The organism is Microbacterium sp. LWS13-1.2 (assembly GCF_040144835.1).
Classification (GTDB): domain Bacteria; phylum Actinomycetota; class Actinomycetes; order Actinomycetales; family Microbacteriaceae; genus Microbacterium.
Window position 1 is genome coordinate 4,089,384 of sequence record NZ_CP151632.1, and the last position, 21,250, is coordinate 4,110,633.

Genomic DNA, 21,250 nt, shown 5'->3' on the forward strand with positions numbered 1-21,250 from the left:
GAGAATGCGGACAAACCTGTCCGGAAGGATCGCGGCGCTGCTGTTGGGGCTCGAGGGAATCGGCCTGGCGGCGCTGACGGTGCGCGAGGTGCTCGCGATCGTGGCGGGCGACACCGGATCGATCGAGAGCGCGATCGCACTGGCGGTGCTGACGCTCGTGGGCGCCGCGGCGGTGATGGCGTTCTCAGTGGCCATATGGCGCGGACAGTCCTGGGGTCGCTCGGGGGGCATCGTCACTCAGTTGCTGATCCTTGCGGTGGCGTTCGGCGCGGCGACGGGGTCCTTCGCCGATCCGTCGATCGCCCTGGCTCTGGCCGTCCCGGCCCTGCTCACGCTGGTGCTGCTCGTGCTGGCCGTGCGCGACGCCGGTCGTGCGGCACGCCGCCAGGACGGCAGCGCCGACGACGAGGCCCCGGGCGCGGCATCCCGCTGACGTCGCAGGACGCGAGTCGCGGCCATCCGGCGACCGCCGGGAAGCTCGGCGAGGCCGCCCGCAGCCGGCGGACCCCCTAGACGCCCAGCAGGGTGCGCAGCCGTGCGACGTGCCCGGTGGCGCGCACGTTGTAGAGGGCGTGAGAGATGCGGCCCTGCTCGTCCACCACGAACGTGGAGCGGATGACGCCCATGAACGTCTTGCCGTAGTTGACCTTCTCGCCCCACACGCCGTACTTCTCGTGCACCGCGTGGTCGGGGTCGCTCAGGAGGTCGTACGTGAGGCCGTCGCGTTCGCGGAACCGGCGGAGCTTCTCGGGCTGGTCGCGCGAGATGCCGAGGATCGTGTACCCCGCCGCCTGCAGCGGCGCGAGGCTGTCGCGGAAGTCGCAAGCCTCCTTGGTGCAGCCCGGTGTCATCGCCTCGGGATAGAAGAAGAGGATCACGCGGCCGCCGCGGAGGTCTTTGAGCGTCACGGCCTTGTCGTCCTGATCGACGAGGGTGAAAGCGGGGGCGGCGGATCCGGGTTCGAGTCGCGTCGTGGTCACCGCTCCACTCTAGGTGGGGAGCTTCCGGTCGAGCGGACGGGGTCACACCCCGGAGACGACCAGGACCCTGTCACGGCTGCTCAGGTGCCAGACTTGTGGGACTTGTCGGCGAAGGTCTCGAGTAACCGCTGCAGCGAGTCGAGGCGCGCCGGCCCGCCGGGCCCAAGTGTTCCTGCCTCGACGGCTTCGACGATGGCGCAGTCGGGGGCGTCCGGCAGGTGCGTGCACCCGCGTGGGCACTCTTCGGCGACCTCGGCGAGATCCGTGAACGCGCGGAGGATGTTCGCGGGATCCACGTGACCGAGGCCGAACGAGCGGACGCCCGGCGTATCGATCACCCAGCCGTTGCCGCCCGCGCCGAGGTAGCGCAGCGACACCGTCGAGCTCGAGGTGTGACGCCCGCGACCGGTGACGACGTTGACGTGGCCCGTCGCGCGTCGGGCGTCGGGCACGAGGGCGTTGACGAGGGTGGACTTGCCGACGCCGGAGTGTCCCACGAACACCGTCGAGTGCCCCTCGAGAGCGGCGCCGATCCGTTCGAGCGGCATCTCGTCGCGCCCGCTCGTGAACACCATGAGGTCGAGGCCCTCGAAGTGCGCCAGGAACTCGGCAGGGTCGGCCAGGTCCGTCTTCGTCACGACGAGGAGGGGGCGGATGCCGGCATCCAGCGCCGCCACGAGGTACCGGTCGACGAGCCGCGGGCGGGGTTCCGGATCGGCCGCCGCCACGACGACGAGCATCTGGTCGGCGTTGGCGACGACGATCCGCTCGACCTGGTCGGTGTCGTCTGCGCTGCGGCGCAGCAGCGATGTGCGCTCCTCGATGCCGACGATCCGGGCGAGGGTGCCGTCGTCGCCCGAGGCGTCGCCCACCACGCGCGCGCGGTCGCCCGTGACGATCGGCATCTTGCGCAGCTCGCGGGCCCGCACGCCGAGCACGGTGCGCTCGCCGGGCAGGTCTTCGTCGAGCAGCACCGTGTAGCGGCCGCGATCCACCCCGAGCACGCGGGCGATCTGGGCGTCGCTGTGCGCGGGTCGCCGCTTGGTACGGGGCCGGTTCGCCTTGGGGTTGGGCCGCACCCGGATATCGGCTTCGTCGAACTCCGACTCGTCCTCGTCGTCGTCGAGATCGTCGAGCCAGCTCATGACGTCGTCCTGAGCTGCTTCACCATGGTCATCCCGTCAGCTCCGCCACCGACTACTCGCCCGTTCACGAGGCGCGCATCGTCTCCTCGGAGACGCCGCCGTCGGCGTGCTCGCCGTCGAGCATGCGCTGCCAGATCTGCGGGAACTCGGGCATCGTCTTGGCGGTGGTGCCGATGTCGTCGACCTCGACGCCCGGTACGGCCAGGCCGATGAGAGCACCGGTGGTCGCCATGCGGTGGTCGTGGGAGGCGTGCCACACGCCGCCGTGGAGCGGGCGCGGCACGATGCGGATGCCGTCGGGAAGCTCTTCCGCCTCTCCGCCCAGGCCGCGCAGCTCGGCGACGAGTGCCGCGATGCGGTCGGTCTCGTGTCCGCGGATATGGCCGATCCCGTGGAGCGTCGAGGGCGAGTCGGCGAACGCGGCGAGTGCGAAGATCGTGGGGGTGAGTTCGCCGGCGGCCGACAGGTCGAGGTCGACGCCCTGGATGCCGGCGCCGCCGGTGACGGTGAGCGCCCCGCCGCGGCGGACCGCACGAGCACCCATCAGGGAGAGGATGTCGGTGAGCATGGCGCCAGGCTGCGTCGAGTGGGCCGGCCAGCCGGTGACCGACACGGAGCCGCCGACGACCATCGCGGCGGCGAGGAACGGCGCGGCGTTCGACAGGTCGGGCTCGATGGCGACGTCCTTGCCGCGGATAGGCCCCGCCGGCACGATCCATTCGCCGACGCCCGGACGCTCGACGTGCACGCCGCGGTGAGCGAGGGCCTCGACGGTCATGTCGATGTGCGGAATGCTGGGAAGCCGATCCCCCGAGTGGCGGAGCTGCAGGCCGACGTCGAATCGCGGGGCGGCCAGAAGCAGGCCCGACACGAATTGGCTCGAGGCGCTGGCGTCGATCGTGACCTCGCCGCCGCGGACGTGGCCATGCCCGCGGATGCTGAACGGCAGTGCCCAGTGGCCGCCGTCGTCGATGTCGACCCCGACGTCGCGCAGCGCCGTGATCATCGCGCCCATCGGGCGGTGCAACGCGCTCTCGTGCGCCGTGACGGTGACGTCGCCGCGGGCGAACCCGCCGAGCCCGGCGACGAAGCGCATGACGGTGCCGGCCTGTCCGCAGTTCACCTCGGTGCCGCCGCGCAGCGGCCACACCGGAGTCACCTCGATGTCGTCGCCATACCGCCCGGTGCCGGGGACCAGCTCGATCCCGACGCCGAGCGAGCGCAGCGCGTCGATCATGCGAGCCGAATCGTCGGAGTGCAGCGGGGCGATGAGGCGGCTCGGAGCGTCGGCGAGAGAGGCGAGGATGAGCTCGCGATTCGTCAGCGACTTCGAGCCGGGGACGGTCACCGTCGCGTGCAGCGGCCCGTCCGCCACCGGAGCGTGCCAGTGGCCGCGCCCGATCGGCGCGGAGGTCGGGGAATACGCGTCGGCTGTCATCGGGTTCTACCCTACTGAACCCGGTCGACAGTGGCCGGGAGCCACCCACTGAGCGGAGCCGGATGTTCGCCACTCTCGATCGCCTCGATCTCGAAGCGCCGCTGCACAGCGAGCCCGTCGTGCGGGTCCCGGGCGGCGTGCAAGCCGCCGCCGTAGACTGGCGCGTGATGAGCGACCCGATCGACCAGACGGACCAAGTGCAGGATCCGCGTGCGCAGTTCGAAGAGCAGGCACTGCCCTTCATGGACCAGTTGTACGCGGCCGCCATGCGCATGACTCGCAACCCCGCGGACGCGGCAGATCTGGTGCAGGAGACTTTCGTCAAGGCGTTCGCGTCGTGGAAGACCTTCACCCAGGGCACGAACCTCAAGGCGTGGCTGTACCGCATCCTGACGAACACCTACATCAACACGTATCGCAAGAAGCAGCGCGAGCCGTACCAGGGCACGATCGACGACCTCGAGGACTGGCAGCTCGGCGGCGCCGAGTCGACCACCGCGTCGAGCACCCGCTCGGCCGAGGCCGAGGCCATCGACCACATGCCCGCGTCGGTCGTGAAGGACGCGCTGCAGTCCATCCGGGAGGACTTCCGGCTGGCGGTGTACCTCGCCGACGTCGAGGGCTTCGCGTACCAGGAGATCGCCGACATCATGAAGACCCCCATCGGCACGGTCATGAGCCGCCTGCATCGTGGCAGGCGGATGCTTCGTGAGCTGCTGGCCGACTACGCAAGAGAGCGCGGCATCGCGACTGCCGCCACGAGGAGCACGAAATGACCGACTGCGGCTGTGAGAAGGCGCGGCGCGACCTGGAGGAGTACCTGCGCCACGAGGTCTGCAAGACCGAGCAGAGCGACATCGCCGAGCACCTGGAGCACTGCGCGGGCTGCCGCGACGAGGCCCTAGTGGCGCGCACCCTCACCGAAGTGGTGGCGCGGGCGTGCAAGGAGAGTGCACCCGAAGAGCTGCGCGATCAGGTGCTGGCGAAGCTCCGGGCGGTCCAGGCGGCGCATTGACGCCTCTGGCGCCGGCGGTCAGCCGGCGGGCGTGAAGATGGTGAGTGCGCCGGGCGCGACGTCGACCGTCAGCGGCAGCGCGCCGATCGGGTCTCCGTCCGCATAGGCGGTCACGCCCGGCGACGAGAGCCGCACCGAGCGCACCCGCCGGATCGACACCCCGGGCACCGTGCCGTGCGTGCCGCGGTAGACGCGCGGCAGCAGTCTCAGCAGACGCAGGCGGCCGGCGGGACGGACCAGCACGAGATCGAGCAGGCCGTCGGCCGGGTCGGCGTCCGGGCAGATCGGGATGCCGCCGCCATATGTGCGCCCGTTTCCCACCGTCGCCATCACGAGGTCGCCGCGCTGCTGCACCCGGGTGCCGTCGGCGAGCTCGAGCTCGACCTCGTACGGGATGCCGGCCAGCGTCAGGAACTCGACGAGGATCGCGATGTTGTACCGGGAGCCGCCTCGCGGCCACCGCATCGCGTTGGCGCGGTCGTTGACCTTCGAGTCGAAGCCGCTGGCGAGGACGGACCCGAAGTAACGGGTCGAGCCGTCGTCGCGCGTGACGCGCGCCAGGTCGATGCGGCGCGTGCGGCCGCCTGCGATCGCGTCGGCGGCCGCGGCGACGTCGAGCTCTCGCAGCCCGAGCGTGGCTGCGACGTCGTTGCCGCTGCCCGACGGCACGATTCCCAGCGGGATCCCGGTGCCGGCGACCTCCTGGATCGCGAGGTTCACGGTGCCGTCGCCCCCCGCGACGGCGACGGCATCCACTCCGACCTGGATCGCGGCGCGCAGCAGCGCGGATGATTCCGCCGCGCTCCCGCCGCTGAGGATCGAGGTCTGCACCCCGTGGGTGCGCAGCCGCTCGGCAGCCTGGGTCGCGGCTCCCGTGTGGGCGCCCGCCCGCGCGGCGGGGTTGACCAGGAGGGCGACCTTCATGCGGGATCGGCCGGCGTGGTGACGAGGGTGCCCGGGTTCATGATCCCGGCGGGGTCGAGGACTGCCTTCACCGCGCGGAGCACCTCGAGGCCGAGCGCGCCGATCTCCGCCTCGAGATACGGGCGGTGATCGCGGCCGACTGCGTGGTGGTGGGTGATCGTGCCGTGAGCGTCTCCGATCGCCCGGGAAGCGGCATCCTTCGCCCGCGCCCACTGGCCCTGCGGGTCGTCGGTGAGCGCCGCGACCACCGTGAAGTAGAGCGAGGCGCCCGCCGGGTACACGTGCGAGATGTGGCACAGCACGATCGGCTTGGTGCCCGTCGCGGTGAGGCTCTCGGTCAGCGCGGCGGTGACGGCGCGCTTGAGCGCCGGCAGGTTCGCCCACGTCGTCGCCGTCTCGAGTGTTTCGGCGAGGACGCCGACGTCCATCAGCGTGTCGCGCAGCGCGGGAGACGCGAAGCGCCCACGCTCCCACGAGCGGGCCGGATCCTCGCCGCGCGACGTCGCCCCGTGTGCGGTGAGGACGGAGTCGAGATCATCGCGCGCAGCCTCGGCGTCCGCTGACGTCGTGCCTTCGAAGGTCGCGACGGCCAGGCATCCGCGCAGCCGGGTGAGGTGGCCGCCCATCGCGGCGTTCACGCGCGTCTCGGTCTCGTCGCTGAGCCGGAGGACGGTGGGACGGATGCCGCGCTGCGTGGCCTCGCGGAACGCCGCCGATCCGGACGCGAAGTCGGGGAAGGACCATGCCCGGTACGCGGTCGCCGCGGGGATGGGCCTCACGCGCACGGTGATCTCGGTGAGCACGCCGAACGCGCCCTCCGAGCCCAGGAGGAGCTGCCGCAGGTCGGGGCCGGCGGCGCTGGCGGGGGAGCGGCCGAGGCTGAGATCACCAGCCGGCGTGGCGGCGCGGAGGGCGTGGACGAGGTCGTCGAAGCGGCCGTAGCCGCGCGAGGCCTGGCCGCTCGACCGCGTCGCGGCGTAGCCGCCGAGCGAGGCGTAGGCGAAGCTCTGCGGGAAGTGGCCGAGGGTCAAGCCGTGCTCAGCGAGCAGCTCCTCGGCCTGCGGACCGGTCGTGCCGGCCCCGAAGGTGGCCAGGAGCGACACCTCGTCGAGCGCGAGGAGGGCAGCGGTCCGGCTGAGGTCCAGCGCGATCACGGCGCGGTGCGCTCCGCGCACGGGATCGACCCCGCCGACGACCGATGTGCCGCCGCCGAAGGGGACGACGGCGATCCCGCGCTCCGTGCAGAGCCGCAGCACGGCGCCGACCTCGTCGTGACCGGCAGGGCAGGCGACGGCGTCGGGGGCGGCCTGGGGATCGTCGAGGCGGCGGCGCAACAGGTCGGGCGTGCTCTTCCCGCCGAGGTGACTCATCCGCACGGCGTCATCGCGCGTCGCGTGCGCGCTGCCCACGATCGCCGCGAGGGCGTCGAGGTCGGCGTCCGCGAGCTGCGAGGGTGCGAGGACCGGCGCCGCGCGATGCGGCACCGGATGCGCCTTGCCGGGCAGGAGTGTCGCGACGATCGCCTTCGCTGCGGCCGGGAGGCGCGCGGGCTCGTCGCCCCAGGCATCCCATCGGCCGCGAGGGCGCGGCGCGGGGATCGCGAGCGGACGCGGCGGGGGGGCAGGGTCGCTCGAAGTGTCGGTGTGCGCCGTCGCAGCCATGGCGACAGTATGACACATTCTGTATGGTTGTCACATGGCCGATGGAGCGCTCGACACGGAGACCGCGATCCTGGACGCCGCGCTGGCGGAGGTGCTGGCGCACGGAATCCGCCGGACGACGGCATCCGACATCGCCCGTCGCTGCGGAATCGCACGGCAGACGCTGTACCGCTACTGGCCCGACGCGCAGGCGGTCTTCGCCGCCCTCGTCACGCGAGAGCTCGTGGCGGCACTTCCCGCGGGCGAGCGCGAGTGCACCGACCTCGATGAACTCGCCGCTCTGCTGGTCGAGACCGCCGACCGGGTGCGCCGGCTGCCGCTCGTCGACCGGCTGCGCGACACCGATCCTGAGCTCTTCGCGCACTACATCCTCGACCGGCTCGGCACGAGCCAGCGGGCCATTCACGCCGAGACCGCCCGGCGCATCGCCGCCGGGCAGCGAGCCGGCTATGTGCGTCCGGGCGACTCCGCCCAGCTGGCCGCGATGGTGCTGCTCATCGCGCAGTCCGCCGTGCAGTCCGCACCGCTGGTGGCGGAGTGGCTGCCGGACGACGCCTGGCGCACCGAGCTCGGGCACGCGCTGCGCGGCTACCTCTCACCCTCCGGCGAGCAGACCCGATGACGTCGCGGATCGTCGGGCGCACGCCGCTCGCATCGGCTCTCACCGCGGCCCGCCGTGCGCGCGAGCTCGAAGCGCTCGCCGGCGCTCGCGAGATCGATCTGCTCGTCGTCGGCGGCGGCATCACGGGAGTGGGGATCGCCCTGGATGCCGCGAGCCGCGGGCTGCGCACCGTCCTGGTCGAACGGCACGACCTCGCGCACGGGACCAGCCGCTTCAGCTCGAAGCTCGTGCACGGCGGCCTGCGCTACCTCGCCTCGGGGCAGGTCGGCATCGCCCGCGAGAGCGCACTCGAGCGGCACATCCTCCTCACCCGCACGGCGCCGCATCTGACGCGCGCGCTGGCGCAGGTCGTGCCGCTGCACGGGCCGGGTCACCTGTCGCGCGGCGCCTACATCGGACTGGGGTACGAGCTGGGCGACGGGCTCCGCCGCGCGGTGGGCACCCCGGGCGCTCTCCTGCCCGGCCCCGGCGCGATCAGTCGCGGCGAGACCCTCCGCCTCGCCCCGTCCGTGCGCGCCGAGGGCCTGCGCGGAGGTGTGCGGGGCTGGGACGGTCAGCTCATCGACGATGCCCGGCTGGTCGTCGCCGTCGCGCGGACGGCCGCCGGGTACGGGGCATCCGTCCTCACGCGTGTCGAGGCGCTCTCGGCGACCGGGCGCACCGCGACCCTGCGCGATCTGGTGACCGGCGCGACCGTCGACGTCCGCGCCCGGGCGGTGGTGAGCGCCACGGGCGTCTGGGCGGGCGACCTGGATCCGCAGGTGCGGCTGCGGCCGAGCCGGGGCACCCACCTGGTGGTGTCGACGGAGCGGCTCGGCGGATCGGACGTCTCCCTCACGGTTCCGATCCCGGGATCGAGCAGCCGCTTCGTGTTCACCCTCCCGGCGCAGCACGGCCGCACCTACATCGGGCTCACGGACGTGCCGGCCGACGGGCCGATCCCGGAGGTCGCGCACGCGACCGAGCCCGAGATCGACACTCTGCTCGGCACCGTCAACACCGTGCTCGCGGATCCCCTCCAGCGCGCCGATGTGCTGGCGACCTTCGCGGGCCTGCGTCCGCTGCTGGCGGGCCAGCACGACGACGACACCAGCGACCTGTCGCGTCGCCACGAGCTCATCGAGTCGTCGTCCGGCGTGCTCAGCATCGTCGGCGGCAAGCTCACCACCTACCGGCGCATGGCGGAGGATGCCGTGGACGCCGTCATCCGCCGCGACCCCGGGCTGCCGTCGCGGCCCTCGCCCACCCGGTCGATCCCGCTCGTGGGGGCGTGGCCGCGGCCTCGGCTGGGTGAGATCGCCGCGCCACCGCGCCTCGTGCGCCGCTTCGGCGCCGAGGCGGCGTACGCGGCGTCGCTGCCCGAGGGGCCGGGGGCGGCGTGCGGCGTGACGCCGCAGGAGCTTCAGTGGGGCGTCGCCGTCGAGGGTGCGCTCAGCATCTCCGACCTCCTCGACCGGCGCACGCGACTGGGCCTGGTCGAGGCGGACCGTGCGAGCTCGACGCATGCCGCCGCCGCGGCATTCGCCCGCGCGGGCGTGGAACCGCTCGACGACTGAGGGCACCGACGTGGAGGGTCCTCAATTGAGGACAGGAGCCGAGACGAGGGTCGACACGCCGTGGCGGGGTCCGCATCTCGGCGCAGCTCCTCAACTGAGGACCGTTCCCGTTCTCCTCGACTGAGGACCGCACCCATCTGCTCGCAGCGGACCGGCGTCGAGTGGCTCCGGGGTTGGCAGGAATCCGTCCCAGGACGGCGGCGAGGACCGTCGAGGTGGAGACGACGACGCCCACGGGCTGACGCGATCAGGCCCCGGACGCGTCCTCAGGGAGGAGGGCGTCCGGGGCCGGATCGGCGAACTCGTGGCCTAGACCGTGAGCGCCTGCTGCATGATGGCGGCCTGCTCGGCGGCGTGCACCTTGGGCGATCCGGTCGCAGTCGATGCCGCGGACGCCCGCGAGACGCGGCTGATGGTGCGGCCACGCAGGTGCTTCACGACCTCGAGCGCGATGAACGGCCACGCACCCTGGTTCTCGGGCTCGTCCTGCACCCACACCAGCTCGGCGTTCGGGTACGAGTCGATGACGGCGTTGAGCTCTTCGACCGGGGCCGGGTAGTACTGCTCCAGGCGGACGAGCGCGATCGTCGGGTTAGGGTTCTTCTCCAGCTCGGCGCGCAGATCCCAGTGGATCTTGCCGGCGTGCAGCAGCACGCGCTTGACGGCGGACTTGTCGACGCCGCGGTCGTCGTCGAGCACCGGCTCGAACCTGCCGGTGAGGAAGTCGTCGACCGGGCTCGTCGCCCCGCGCAGGCGCAGCATCGCCTTGGGCGTGAACACGATGAGCGGGCGGCGGGGACGCGCGTACGCCTGGCGGCGCAGCAGGTGGAAGTACGAGGCGGGCGTGGACGGCCGCGCGACCGTCATGTTGTCCTGCGCGCACATCTGCAGGTACCGCTCGATGCGTGCCGACGAGTGATCGGGGCCCTGACCCTCGTAGCCGTGGGGGAGGAGCAGCACGACGCTCGACTGCTGGCCCCACTTCTGGTCCGCCGACGAGATGAACTCGTCGACGACCGACTGCGCGCCGTTGCCGAAGTCGCCGAACTGCGCTTCCCACAGCACCAGCGAATCGGCGCGCTCGACCGAGTAGCCGTACTCGAAAGCCATCGCCGCGTACTCGCTGAGCAGCGAGTCGTAGACGTAGAACCGGCCCTGGTCCTCACTGAGGTTCGTGAGCGGGATCCACTCCTGGCCGTTGGAGCGGTCGTGGAGCACGGCGTGCCGCTGCACGAACGTGCCGCGACGCGAGTCCTGGCCGGCGAGGCGGACGTTGGTCTTCTCGAGCAGCAGCGAGCCGAAGGCCAGCAGCTCGCCGAAGCCCCAGTCGATCGAGCCGTTGCGGCTCATGTCGAGCCGCTTGTCGAGCAACTGCTGCAGCTTGTTGTGGACCGTGAAGCCCTCGGGCTTGTTGACGAAGGTGTCGCCGATGAGGCTGATCATCTCGCGCGAGACGCCCGTGGTGTCGGGCTCGCCGGCCGCGGGCTGGGCGGCGGCGGCCTCCGGGGCGACCACCGGCGACGAGCCGGTCTCGGCCGCATGGGTCTCGGCGAAGGCGATCTCGAGGCGGTTCTGGAAGTCCTGCTTCGCCTTCTCGTACTCCTCCTCGGTGATGTCGCCGCGGCCGACGAGGGCCTCGGTGTACAGTCGGCGCACGGAGCGCTTCGCCTCGATGAGGTTGGTCATGAGCGGCTGCGTCATCGAGGGGTCGTCGCCCTCATTGTGTCCGCGGCGGCGGTAGCAGACGAGATCGACGACGACATCGCGATGGAAGCGCTCGCGGTAGGCGAAAGCCAGCTGGGCGACCCGCGTCACGGCTTCGGGATCGTCGCCGTTCACGTGGAAGATCGGCGCCTGGATCGTCTTGGCGACGTCGGTGGCGTACACCGAGGTGCGCGCGTCGGTGGGCGTCGTGGTGAAGCCGACCTGGTTGTTGACGACCACGTGCACCGTGCCGCCCGTGCGGTAGCCGCGCAGCTGCGACATCTGCAGAGTCTCGACGACGACGCCCTGGCCGGAGAAGGCCGCGTCGCCGTGCACGAGGATCGGCAGCCAGGTGAAGGTGCCGATCGGCTTGCGGTCCTGCTTCGCACGGACGATGCCCTCGAGCACTCCGTCGACCGTCTCGAGGTGCGAGGGGTTCGCGGCGAGGTACACCGGCAGCTCGGACCTGTTGTCTGCGACGAACGTGCCCTCGGTGCCGAGGTGGTACTTGACGTCGCCCGATCCGCTCTTCGAGCCGATGGCGACGGACCCCTCGAACTCGCGGAACACCTGGCCGTAGGTCTTGCCGGCGATGTTGGTCAGCACGTTGAGGCGGCCGCGGTGGGCCATGCCGATCGCGGCGCCGTCGAGGCCGGCCTCGGCCGCACCCTGCAGGATCTCGTCGAGGAGGGGGATCAGCGACTCGCCGCCCTCGAGGCTGAAGCGCTTCTGCCCGACGTACTTCGTCTGCAGGAACGTCTCGAACGCCTCGGCCTGGTTGAGCTTGTCGAGGATGCGCAGCTGCTCGTCGTGACCGGGCTTCTGGTACTTGATCTCGACGTTCTCCTGGAACCACGCGCGCTGCCCGGGGTCCTGGATGTGCATGTATTCGATGCCGATCGTGCGGCAGTAGGAGTCGCGCAGCACACCGAGGATGTCGCGGAGCTTCATCTGACGCTTGCCGCCGAACCCGTTCGTGACGAACTCGCGGTCGAGGTCCCAGAACGTCAGGCCGTGGTTCTCGATCTCCAGGTCGGGGTGCGTGCGCTGCACGTACTCGAGCGGGTCGGTGTCGGCCATCAGGTGGCCGCGGACGCGGAACGAGTTGATGAGCTCCTGCACCCGCGCGGTCTTGTCGACGCGCTCGGCGAGGTCGACGTTGATGTCGGCGGCCCAGTGGATCGAGGCGTACGGGATGCGCAGCGCCGCGAAGATGTCGTCGTAGAAGCCGCGCTGGCCGATGAGCAGCTCGTGCACCTTCTTGAGGAACTCGCCCGAGCCCGCACCCTGGATGACGCGGTGGTCGTACGTGCTGGTGAGCGTGATCGTCTTGCCGATCGCGAGCTCGTTGAGCGTCTTGTCGCTCGCGCCCTGGAACTCGGCGGGGTACTCGAGCGCACCGGCGCCGACGATGCAGCCCTGCCCCTTCATGAGGCGCGGCACCGAGTGGACGGTGCCGATGCCGCCGGGGTTGGTCAGCGAGATCGTGGTGCCCTGGAAGTCCGCGGCGGTCAGCTTGTTGCCGCGAGCGCGGACGACGAGGTCCTCGTAGGTCGTGAGGTATTCGTTGAACGTGAGCTGCTCGGCGCGCTTGATGCTCGGCACGAGCAGGGCCCGGGTGCCGTCAGGGCGCGGCAGGTCGATCGCGATGCCGAGGTTGATGTGCGCCGGGGCGACGACGGACGGCTTGCCGTCGATCTCGGCGTAGAACACGTTCTGGCTCGGGAACTCCTTGAGCGCCTGGATGATCGCCCAGCCGATGAGGTGCGTGAAGCTCACCTTGCCGCCGCGCGTGCGCGACATGTGGTTGTTGATGACGATGCGGTTGTCGATCATCAGCTTGGCCGGCACGGTGCGCACGCTCGTCGCGGTCGGAACCGTCAGCGACTCGTCCATGTTCGCCGCGAGCGTCTTCGGCATGCCCTTGAGCGTCGTGACGACGTCGGCCTGCGGCTGGGGCTGCTCCGTCGAGGACGACGGCTGGGCCTTGGGTGCCTGCGCCGGGATCGGCTGCGGTGCGGCCGGGCGCGCGGTGGTGCGCGCCACCGGCTGTGCGCCGATCACGGGGATCGGGGCGGTCACCGGTCGGGGCTCCTCGGATGCCGCCGGCGGGGTTGCTCCCGCGGCCGGGGTCTCCGGAGCCGGCGCGGAAGGCGCCGTCGGTGCTGCGCCGTCGGCAGGGTGGTAGGCCTCGAGAACGGGCCACCACGCCTTGTCGACGGAGTTCCGGTCGATTTTGAACTGTTCGTACAGTTCCTCGACGAGCCACTCGTTGGCTCCGAACTCTCCCTCGTTCGAAACCCCGACGCCCGTCACCTGGCTCGACACGCTGAATCGCCTGCTTTCATCGGTGAAGTTCTGGGATGCGCGCGGGGCGCTGAAAGCCCGCACACGCGACGGTTAAGCCTAGCCCAGTCTGCGCGGGCCGTTCCGGCCCCACCGGCTGCGGAGGCTGAAAGAATCCGCAGGATTATCCGCACAGGAACTGTCACTACCCTTGGCGCTCATGGAGTTCTACGGCGAAACACCCGACGTCGACCTGACCTATTCTGACGTCTTCCTCGTTCCGCGGCGTTCGGCGATCACCAGTCGCCTCGACGTCGACCTCTCGCCCGGCGACGGCACGACGGCGACGCTTCCGCTCGTGTCGGCCAACATGAACTCCGTCACCGGCGCCCGCCTGGCTGCCACGCTCGCACGCCGGGGCGGACTCGGCGTGCTGCCTCAGGACATGCCGCTGCAGGAGCTCGACGCCGCCATCCGCTGGGTGAAGGCGCAGCCGGTCGAGTGGGACACGCCCATGGTCCTGCCCCCGGACGCGACCGTCGCCGACGCCGCGCGGCTGCTCCCCGCCACCGACGGGCACGGCATCGTGGTGGCCGACGCCTCCGCGGCACACGTCGATGCTGACGACATCCTCGGCATCGTGCCGGCGACCCGGCTGGGCACGGCCCTGCCCGACGCGCGCCTCGGCGATCTCGCGCGCGGGCGGGGTGCATCCGTCGACGCCGACGACATCGAGGGCGCGCGCCACGCGTTCGACGTCATCGTCGCAGCCGAGGCCGAGACGGTGGCCGTGTTGCACCACGGCCACCTCGTCGGCACGCTCTCGCGTCGCAGCGCCCTGCGCTCGACGCTGTACCGGCCCGCCGTCGACGCCTCGGGACGCCTGATCGTCGCTGCGGCGATCGGGATCAACGGCGATGTCGCGGCGAAGGCGCAGGCGCTGGCCGCGGCCGGTGTCGACGTGCTCGTCGTCGACACGGCGCACGGCCACCAGGAGGGCATGCTGCGGGCGCTGCGCACCGTCGCCGACCTCGACCTCGGCATCCCGATCGCCGCCGGCAACGTCGTGACCGCCGAAGGCGTGCACGACCTGGTCACCGCCGGCGCGACGATCCTCAAAGTCGGCGTCGGACCCGGCGCGATGTGCACGACCCGCATGATGACGGCGGTGGGACGGCCCCAGTTCTCCGCGGTCCTCGAGACCGCCGAGGCCGCACGGGTCATGGGCGCGCACGTGTGGGCGGACGGCGGCGTGCGGTACCCCCGCGACGTGGCGCTCGCGCTGGCCGCGGGCGCGGCATCCGTCATGATCGGCTCGTGGTTCGCCGGCACCATCGAGGCTCCCGGAGAGCTGCAGGTCGACGACGCCGGCCGCGCCTACAAGGAATCGTGGGGCATGGCCTCGACGAAGGCGGTCCACGATCGGTTCGGACGCCTCGACCCGTACGAGCTCGCCCGCAAGGAGCTGTTCGCCGAGGGGATCTCGTCGTCGAGGATCTACCTCGACCCGCTGCGTCCGGGACTCGAGGACCTGCTCGACATGATCACCTCGGGTGTGCGGTCGTCGTTCACCTACGCCGGCGCATCGACCGTCGCCGAGTTCCGTGACCGCGCCCTCGTCGGCCTGCAGTCCGCCGCCGGCTACGAAGAGGGCAAGGCGCTCCCCGTCAGCTGGTGAACACGACGGCGGGGTGAACCACTCCGCCGGACGACGCGGGGACTCATCGGTCGGTCTGACGCGTGCTGGCGCCCGGCGGCGAGGGGTGGCAGCCGACCGGTCGGACTGCGGAACGCCTGCCGTAGACTTGTCGGCACGATGGACGACCCCCCTAGTTGCAGACCCTCGCCCCACCGACCCGCCTCCCGTTCGATCGGGGGTGATGCGTGATGGATTACGTCATGTTGGGCGTGGGGCTTCTGCTCACGATCGGGACCGGCCTGTTCGTGGCGAGCGAGTTCGCGCTCGTCAACCTCGACCGGGCTGATCTCGAATCCCGTCAGGAGGCGGGTGAGACCCGTCTCTCGCTCACGATCAGCGCGCTGCGCATCACGTCGACCCACCTCTCGAGCGCGCAGCTCGGCATCACGCTGACCACGCTCCTCACCGGTTACACGATGGAGCCGGCGATCTCGAACCTGCTCGCACCCGTATTCGACGCGTGGGGCATCCCGCCCGGCGTCTCGCGACCGCTGGCCGCGATCATCGGCGTCTCGATCGCGACGGTGTTCTCGATGATCATCGGCGAGCTCGTCCCCAAGAACTTCGCGCTCGCCATCCCGCGGCAGACCGCCAAGCTCGTGATGCCGTTCCAAGTCGGGTTCACGACGGTGTTCCGTCCTGCCGTCGTGGTGCTCAACGGCAGCGCGAACGGCGTGCTGCGCGCGGTCGGCATCGAGCCGAAGGAGGAGCTCTCCGGTGCGCGGACGGCCGAGGAGCTGTCGAGCCTCGTCCGCCGCTCCGCCAGTGCGGGCGTGCTGGAGGAGGACACCGCCTCGCTCCTCGACCGCAGCCTCACCTTCGCGCGATTGTCGGCAGCCGACGTCATGACGCCCCGGCCGAGCATCCACGCGCTCGCCGCCGACGACTCCGCCGAGGATGTCATCCAGCTGGCCAGACGCACCGGGCACAGCCGCTTCCCCGTGTACGGCGAGTCCATGGACGACATCACCGGCATCGTGCATCTCAAGGCGGCCGTGGGCGTGCCCCGCGAGCGCCGCGCCGACGTGCCCGCCGCCGCGCTCGCGACCGAGCCGCTGCGCTTCCCCGAGGCGGTCCACCTCGATGTGCTCATGTCCGAGCTGCGCGCCCGCGGCTATCAGATGGCCGTGGTCGTCGACGAGTACGGCGGCACCGCGGGCGTCGTCACTCTCGAAGACCTCGTCGAGGAGATCGTCGGCGAGGTGCTCGACGAGCACGACCGTCGCCGCGCGGGCATCGTGCGCGTCGAAGACACCGTCATCTTCCCCGGCGAGCTGCGCCCCGATGAGGTGCGCGATCGCACCGGCATCCGCATCCCCGAGGGCGACGTGTACGACACCGTGGGCGGCTACATCATGAGCGTGCTCGAACGCATCCCGGTCGCCGGCGACACCGTCGAGATCGAGGACGGCGCCCTCGAGGTCCAGCGCATGGAAGGACGACGGGTGGACCGCGTCCGGTTCACGCCGACTCCGATGCCGCACGAGGACGCGGCGATCGAGGCAGGTGATCGCCGATGAGCGACTGGGCCGGAATCGCCTGGCTGGTGGTGCTGCTCATCGCCAACGCCTTCTTCGTCGGCGCCGAGTTCGCCGTCATCTCGGCGCGCCGCTCGCAGATCGAGCCGCTCGCCGAGAAGGGATCGCGGTCGGCCAAGACCGCGCTGTACGCGATGGAGCACGCGACGCTGATGCTGGCGACGAGCCAGCTGGGCATCACGATCTGCTCGCTGCTAATCCTGAACGTCTCGGAGCCAGCCATCCACCACCTCCTGGCAGGGCCGCTAGGTCTCACCGGCTGGTCGGAGGCCGTCGTGGACGGTGTCGCGTTCGCGGTCGCACTCGTGCTGGTGTCGTACCTGCACGTCGTCTTCGGCGAGATGGTGCCCAAGAACCTCGCGTTCTCGGTGCCGGATCGCGCCGTCCTCATGCTCGCCACGCCGCTGGTGTGGGTGTCGAAGCTCTTCCATCCGATCATCGTGAGCCTCAATTGGATCGCCAACCACGTGGTGCGCCTGTTCCGAGTCGAGCCGAAGGACGAGGCCGCCTCGACCTTCACGCTCGAGGAGGTCGCGACGATCGTGAACCAGTCGCGCATCGAGGGGGTGCTCGCCGACACGGCCGGCACCGTGTCGGCCGCGCTGGAGTTCACCGACAAGAAGGCCACCGATGTCGCGGTGCCGCTGTCGCAGCTCGTGACGCTCCCCGAGACCACGACCCCTGCCGAGATCGAGCGCGCGGTCGCCAAGCACGGCTTCTCGCGCTACGTGATCGTCGACGAGGCGGGCGTGCCGGGCGGCTACGTCCACCTCAAAGACATCCTGCGGGCGGCGGAGGGGCCGGATGCCGCCACCGACGTGGCTCGCCCGATCCCGACCAAGCGCATCCACCACATGGTGCCCGTGCTCGAGTCGACCGACCTCGAGGACGCGCTCGCTCTCATGCGGCGTGCCGGCCGTCACCTCGCCCAGGTGCGCGACGACGCCGGAGAGATCACCGCGGTGCTGTTCCTCGAGGACATCATCGAGGAGCTCATCGGAGAGGTGCAGGACGCGACCCGTCGTCGCGGCTTCTGATCCACGACCACGAGCGGATGCCGCGGCCCTGTGCCGCGGCATCCGCTCATCGTCTTCTTGGGTCTGCGCGGTTCGGGGCGCGGCGCGAACGCGTGGGGCGTGCGGCGTCCGCCCCGAACGCGCGCCGCGCGCCCCAAAACGGCCGAGCGCCGGCGGATCAACGGCGGGCGCGGAGGTACTGCTTCGGCCAGTAGTCGATCTCGGCACCGAGCTCGTCGGCTGCGCGCAGTCCGTAGTGCGGGTCGCGCAGCCATTCGCGGCCGGCCATCACGGCGTCGGCGGCGTCGTCGGCGAGCACGCGCTCGGCGTGGGCCGCGTCGTCGATCATGCCGACGGCGTTCACCGGCACACCGGCCTCCCGGCGCACCCGTGCGGCGAGTTCGACCTGGTAGCCCGGGCCGGTCGTCAGCTTCTGGTGGGCGACGAGCCCACCGCTGGAGATGTCGAAGAAGTCGGCGCCGCGGTCCGCCGCCCATCGTGCAACGGTCGCCGTCTCGTCGGCATCCCAGCCGCCGTCGGCCCAGTCGGTGGCCGAGAACCGCACGATCACGGGAACGCCGGGAGCGGCATCCGTCACCGCGTCGAGCACCCGCAGCAGCAGCCGTGCGCGGTTCTCGAGCGAACCGCCGTACTCGTCGTCGCGCCGGTTCGACAGCGGGGACAGGAACTGGTGCAGCAGGTAGCCGTGGGCCCCGTGCAGCTCGAGCACCTGGAATCCGGCGGCGACGGCACGGCGTGCGGCGGACGCGAAATCGGCGACGATGCGATCGATGCCCGCATGGTCGAGAGCGAGCGGCTGGGCGAAGCCGTCGAACGGGATCGCCGACGGTGCGACGGTGCTCCAGCCGCCCTCGTCGGCCGCGACCGATCCGCGCCGGCCCGAGAACGGCCACCACGTCGACGCCTTGCGTCCCGCGTGGGCGAGCTGGACCCCGGCGACCGCGCCGCGGCTGCGGATCGCGGCGACGATCGGCGCCCACGCGTCGCGCTGCTCGTCGTTCCACAGTCCGGTGTCGTGCGGCGAGATCCGGCCCTCGGGCGACACTGCGGTCGCCTCGGCGACGATGAGGCCCGCACCGCCTGATGCGAACTGCGCGAGGTGGGTGTGATGCCACTCCTGCGGCACCCCGTCGATCGCGCTGTACTGGCACATCGGCGAGACCCAGAGGCGGTTGCGCACCGTCACGTCGCGCAGCGTGAGAGGGGTGAACAGGCGGGCCATCGGGTCTCCGGATCGGATCGGGTGCGCGGTACTGTGACCACATGGTGAGGACGTGGACGCGCGCTGACACCGCTCGCGCCCTGCGGAGGCCAACGGCCGACGATGACAAGTATTCCCGAGGCGTGCTCGGCATGCGAACGGGCTCCCAGACATATCCGGGCGCGGCCGTGCTGGGCGTCGAGGCGGCCTGGCGCACGGGCCTCGGCATGGTGCGCTACCTCGGCCCCGACCGCCCGAGCGATCTGGTGCTCGCGCGCCGGCCAGAGACCGTGACGGCCGACGGGCGGGTTCAGGCGTGGGTGATCGGATCGGGAACGGATGCCGCGGTCCGCACCGCCGCCGACACCGACGCGCTGCGGAGCCTGCTGTCGGACACCGATCCGGTCGTCGTCGACGCAGGCGCGCTGGATCTCGCGGCCGAAGCCACCGCGCCGCGCATCCTCACGCCGCACGACCGCGAGCATGCGCGACTGCGCTCAGCACTCGGTCTCGGCCATGCGCCCGCCGACCGCGCAGCTGCGGCCCGCGAGACCGCCGAGGCCACGGGCGCCGTCGTGCTGCTGAAGGGCGCCGTCACCGTCGTGGTCGCCCCCGACGGATGGACCGCCACGATCGAGTCAGGAACCCCGTGGCTCGCCACCGCCGGCACCGGCGACGTGCTCGCCGGGGTCATCGGCGCCCTCGTCGCAGGCGCGGTGGCGCGGGACGAGCACACGGATGCCGCCGGGCTCGCGGCGATCGCGGCCTCGGGCGCGTGGCTGCACGGGCGGGCGGGCGCCATCGCGGCGACGGGGGCGAGCATCGCCGGGTCGCCGAGTTCGCCGCCCTCGGGGGACGGGCCGATCACGGCGCTGGACGTCGCCGAGGCGCTTCCGCAGGCGGTGGCCGAGGTCCTCGCGCGGGGCTGAGCCACGGCGCCGGCCGCGGAGTGAGCCACGGCGCGACCGCGGAGTGAGCCACCGCGCGGCCGTGGAGTGAGCCGCGGCCTGGCCGCGACGCTGAACCGCTGCGCAGCCGCGCACTGAGCCGCGGCTCGACCGCCGACGCTGAACGCGGCGCGGCAAGGACGCTGAACGCGGCGCGGCAAGGACGCTGAACGCGGCGCGGCAAGGACGCTGAACGCGGCGCGGCAAGGACGCTGAACGCGGCGCGGCCGCGTTCTCGCGGCTCCCTAGGATGGTGGGGTGGCGCGACGGGCGGTGGTGTGGGCGGCTTTCGTCCTCGTGCATGCCGTGGTGATCTGGCTCGGTTTCGCGGCCGATCACGCCGCATCGTGGGACGTCGACCAGCTGTACCGGTGGTGGGCGGGACGCACCCTGATGGGTGGGGCCATCCCGGGCATCACCGAGGAGTGGGTCTACCCGCCGCCGGCGCTCCTGCCGATCCTCCTGGTCGGCGCCTTCAGCGGCCTCGTGGACTACACGCTCGGGTGGGGGCTGCTCGTCACGGCGCTCGACGCGGCGGCGTTCGCGGTGCTGCTCGGGAACGCCAGGTCACGCGGCCGCCTGGTCGCCGCCTGGTTCTGGCTCGCCGCCATCCTGGCCCTCGGCGGTGTGGGCATGTTCCGGCTCGACGCGGTCACCGTGCCGCTGGCCGTCGCCGGCGGGCTGTGGCTCGTCGGCCGGCCGTGGCTCGGGTCGGCGCTCCTCGCCGTCGCCACCTGGATCAAGGTCTGGCCGGCGGCGCTGCTCGCTTCGGCTGTGATCGCGGTTCGGCGACGGTCGGCCGTCGTCGGTGGTGTCGCGATCGTCTCGGCCGTCGTGGTGATCGCCGCACTGCTGGCCGGTGGTGGCGGCCACCTGCTCGGCTTCGTCGGCGACCAGACCTCCCGGGGTCTTCAGATCGAGGCTCCGGTCAGCACGGTGTACATGATGCTCGCGGCGGCCGGCGTGCCGGACGCGACGATCTTCTACGATCGGGACCTGATCACCTTCCAGGTGACCGGCCCCGGCGTGGACCCGGTGATCGCCGTCATGACGCCCGTGCTCATCGCGGGGATGCTGGCGATCGCGGCGGTCGGGGCCGTCAAGGCGTGGCGGGGAGCGTCGTTCGTCGCGCTGTTCCCGCCGCTCGCCGCCGCACTCGTCCTCGGGTTCATCGTGCTCAACAAGGTCGGCTCGCCCCAGTACATGACGTGGCTCGTGGCGCCCGTCGTCGCCGGGCTCGTCCTCCAGGTGCGGCGCTGGCGGCGGCCGGCGGTGCTGACGCTCGTGATCCTGGCGCTCACACAGCTGATCTTCCCCGTCTGGTACGACGCGATCCTGACGCTCATGCCCGCGGCGGTGGCGCTGCTCGTCGTGCGTAACGTGCTGCTCGTTGGCCTGTTCGCCTGGGTCGTGGTGCGCCTGGCGCGGGTGCGCGTGCGCCGGCCGGTGCTGCTGCGCGTGCCAGAGTAGGTCGGGGTCGCGCCACCGTCGTGGCTC

Annotated in this window: 17 protein-coding genes; 10 read left to right on the forward strand and 7 right to left on the reverse strand. The window is 71.6% G+C overall.

Annotation, left to right across the window (positions count from 1 at the left end; translation table 11 throughout):
* Positions 1-4 precede the first annotated feature (4 nt).
* A complete protein-coding gene (locus MRBLWS13_RS18785) occupies positions 5-433 on the forward strand; it encodes a histidine kinase (protein WP_349426832.1) in 429 nt (142 codons plus the stop codon).
* A 76-nt stretch (positions 434-509) separates the two neighbouring features.
* Here MRBLWS13_RS18785 and bcp read toward each other — a convergent pair whose 3' ends face one another.
* From bcp to aroA, 3 genes are all read right to left on the reverse strand, one after another.
* On the reverse strand, positions 510-980 hold the full coding sequence (gene bcp, locus MRBLWS13_RS18790; protein ID WP_349426833.1) for a thioredoxin-dependent thiol peroxidase: 471 nt from the start codon (positions 978-980) through the stop codon (positions 510-512).
* A gap of 80 nt (positions 981-1,060) precedes the next feature.
* A complete protein-coding gene (gene rsgA / locus MRBLWS13_RS18795; RefSeq protein ID WP_349426834.1) occupies positions 1,061-2,125 on the reverse strand; it encodes a ribosome small subunit-dependent GTPase A in 1,065 nt (354 codons plus the stop codon).
* A 64-nt stretch (positions 2,126-2,189) separates the two neighbouring features.
* Entirely contained in the window at positions 2,190-3,563 is a 1,374-nt protein-coding gene (gene aroA, locus MRBLWS13_RS18800) for a 3-phosphoshikimate 1-carboxyvinyltransferase (RefSeq protein WP_349426835.1), read from the reverse strand.
* A 167-nt stretch (positions 3,564-3,730) separates the two neighbouring features.
* Here aroA and MRBLWS13_RS18805 point away from each other — a divergent pair, with 167 nt between their 5' ends.
* Positions 3,731-4,339, forward strand: a complete 609-nt coding sequence (locus MRBLWS13_RS18805; protein ID WP_349429108.1) for a sigma-70 family RNA polymerase sigma factor — start codon at positions 3,731-3,733, stop codon at positions 4,337-4,339.
* A complete protein-coding gene (locus MRBLWS13_RS18810; RefSeq protein WP_349426836.1) occupies positions 4,336-4,578 on the forward strand; it encodes a zf-HC2 domain-containing protein in 243 nt (80 codons plus the stop codon). The genes MRBLWS13_RS18805 and MRBLWS13_RS18810 overlap by 4 nt, the downstream gene beginning before the upstream one ends.
* 18 nt (positions 4,579-4,596) lie before the next feature.
* Here MRBLWS13_RS18810 and MRBLWS13_RS18815 read toward each other — a convergent pair whose 3' ends face one another.
* A complete protein-coding gene (locus tag MRBLWS13_RS18815) occupies positions 4,597-5,502 on the reverse strand; it encodes a diacylglycerol kinase (protein ID WP_349426837.1) in 906 nt (301 codons plus the stop codon).
* Positions 5,499-7,163: an FAD-binding oxidoreductase gene (locus tag MRBLWS13_RS18820; RefSeq protein WP_349426838.1), complete on the reverse strand. Its 1,665-nt coding sequence runs from the start codon at positions 7,161-7,163 to the stop codon at positions 5,499-5,501. Before MRBLWS13_RS18820 ends, MRBLWS13_RS18815 begins: the two co-directional genes overlap by 4 nt.
* Positions 7,164-7,197: 34 nt before the next feature.
* Here MRBLWS13_RS18820 and MRBLWS13_RS18825 point away from each other — a divergent pair, with 34 nt between their 5' ends.
* A complete protein-coding gene (locus tag MRBLWS13_RS18825; protein ID WP_349426839.1) occupies positions 7,198-7,785 on the forward strand; it encodes a helix-turn-helix domain-containing protein in 588 nt (195 codons plus the stop codon).
* Complete coding sequence (locus MRBLWS13_RS18830; protein ID WP_349426840.1) at positions 7,782-9,341, forward strand: glycerol-3-phosphate dehydrogenase/oxidase; 1,560 nt, start codon at positions 7,782-7,784, stop codon at positions 9,339-9,341. The genes MRBLWS13_RS18825 and MRBLWS13_RS18830 overlap by 4 nt, the downstream gene beginning before the upstream one ends.
* 309 nt (positions 9,342-9,650) lie before the next feature.
* On the opposite strand, the gene MRBLWS13_RS18835 is transcribed toward MRBLWS13_RS18830, so the two are convergent.
* Positions 9,651-13,373: a multifunctional oxoglutarate decarboxylase/oxoglutarate dehydrogenase thiamine pyrophosphate-binding subunit/dihydrolipoyllysine-residue succinyltransferase subunit gene (locus MRBLWS13_RS18835; RefSeq protein WP_349426842.1), complete on the reverse strand. Its 3,723-nt coding sequence runs from the start codon at positions 13,371-13,373 to the stop codon at positions 9,651-9,653.
* A gap of 178 nt (positions 13,374-13,551) precedes the next feature.
* Here MRBLWS13_RS18835 and MRBLWS13_RS18840 point away from each other — a divergent pair, with 178 nt between their 5' ends.
* The 3 genes from MRBLWS13_RS18840 (at position 13,552) to MRBLWS13_RS18850 (ending at position 17,605) form a co-directional block, all read left to right on the forward strand.
* Positions 13,552-15,009, forward strand: coding sequence for a GuaB1 family IMP dehydrogenase-related protein (locus tag MRBLWS13_RS18840; protein WP_349426843.1), 1,458 nt, complete (start codon positions 13,552-13,554; stop codon positions 15,007-15,009).
* 209 nt (positions 15,010-15,218) lie between these two features.
* Positions 15,219-16,550 (forward strand): hemolysin family protein, encoded by a 1,332-nt coding sequence (locus tag MRBLWS13_RS18845; RefSeq protein ID WP_349426844.1) that lies wholly within the window; start codon positions 15,219-15,221, stop codon positions 16,548-16,550.
* Positions 16,547-17,605, forward strand: coding sequence for a hemolysin family protein (locus MRBLWS13_RS18850; protein ID WP_349426845.1), 1,059 nt, complete (start codon positions 16,547-16,549; stop codon positions 17,603-17,605). The genes MRBLWS13_RS18845 and MRBLWS13_RS18850 overlap by 4 nt, the downstream gene beginning before the upstream one ends.
* A gap of 157 nt (positions 17,606-17,762) precedes the next feature.
* Here MRBLWS13_RS18850 and MRBLWS13_RS18855 read toward each other — a convergent pair whose 3' ends face one another.
* Positions 17,763-18,827, reverse strand: coding sequence for an NADH:flavin oxidoreductase/NADH oxidase (locus tag MRBLWS13_RS18855; RefSeq protein ID WP_349426846.1), 1,065 nt, complete (start codon positions 18,825-18,827; stop codon positions 17,763-17,765).
* Between the two features lie 41 nt (positions 18,828-18,868).
* Between MRBLWS13_RS18855 and MRBLWS13_RS18860 the strand changes: the two genes are divergently transcribed.
* Positions 18,869-19,735, forward strand: a complete 867-nt coding sequence (locus MRBLWS13_RS18860) for an ADP/ATP-dependent (S)-NAD(P)H-hydrate dehydratase (RefSeq protein WP_349426847.1) — start codon at positions 18,869-18,871, stop codon at positions 19,733-19,735.
* 276 nt (positions 19,736-20,011) lie between these two features.
* A complete protein-coding gene (locus MRBLWS13_RS18865; protein ID WP_349426848.1) occupies positions 20,012-21,223 on the forward strand; it encodes a hypothetical protein in 1,212 nt (403 codons plus the stop codon).
* The last annotated feature ends 27 nt before the right edge of the window (positions 21,224-21,250 follow it).

Bases quoted from the DNA above. Each gene is read 5' to 3' on its own strand.
- MRBLWS13_RS18785 (WP_349426832.1), top strand. From the start codon at position 5: ATGCGGACAAACCTGTCCGGAAGGATCGCGGCGCTGCTGTTGGGGCTC.
- rsgA (WP_349426834.1), bottom strand. From the start codon at position 2,125: ATGAGCTGGCTCGACGATCTCGACGACGACGAGGACGAGTCGGAGTTC.
- aroA (WP_349426835.1), bottom strand. From the start codon at position 3,563: ATGACAGCCGACGCGTATTCCCCGACCTCCGCGCCGATCGGGCGCGGC.
- MRBLWS13_RS18805 (WP_349429108.1), top strand. From the start codon at position 3,731: ATGAGCGACCCGATCGACCAGACGGACCAAGTGCAGGATCCGCGTGCG.
- MRBLWS13_RS18810 (WP_349426836.1), top strand. From the start codon at position 4,336: ATGACCGACTGCGGCTGTGAGAAGGCGCGGCGCGACCTGGAGGAGTAC.
- MRBLWS13_RS18815 (WP_349426837.1), bottom strand. From the start codon at position 5,502: ATGAAGGTCGCCCTCCTGGTCAACCCCGCCGCGCGGGCGGGCGCCCAC.
- MRBLWS13_RS18820 (WP_349426838.1), bottom strand. From the start codon at position 7,163: ATGGCTGCGACGGCGCACACCGACACTTCGAGCGACCCTGCCCCCCCG.
- MRBLWS13_RS18825 (WP_349426839.1), top strand. From the start codon at position 7,198: ATGGCCGATGGAGCGCTCGACACGGAGACCGCGATCCTGGACGCCGCG.
- MRBLWS13_RS18830 (WP_349426840.1), top strand. From the start codon at position 7,782: ATGACGTCGCGGATCGTCGGGCGCACGCCGCTCGCATCGGCTCTCACC.
- MRBLWS13_RS18840 (WP_349426843.1), top strand. From the start codon at position 13,552: ATGGAGTTCTACGGCGAAACACCCGACGTCGACCTGACCTATTCTGAC.
- MRBLWS13_RS18845 (WP_349426844.1), top strand. From the start codon at position 15,219: ATGGATTACGTCATGTTGGGCGTGGGGCTTCTGCTCACGATCGGGACC.
- MRBLWS13_RS18850 (WP_349426845.1), top strand. From the start codon at position 16,547: ATGAGCGACTGGGCCGGAATCGCCTGGCTGGTGGTGCTGCTCATCGCC.
- MRBLWS13_RS18855 (WP_349426846.1), bottom strand. From the start codon at position 18,827: ATGGCCCGCCTGTTCACCCCTCTCACGCTGCGCGACGTGACGGTGCGC.
- MRBLWS13_RS18860 (WP_349426847.1), top strand. From the start codon at position 18,869: ATGGTGAGGACGTGGACGCGCGCTGACACCGCTCGCGCCCTGCGGAGG.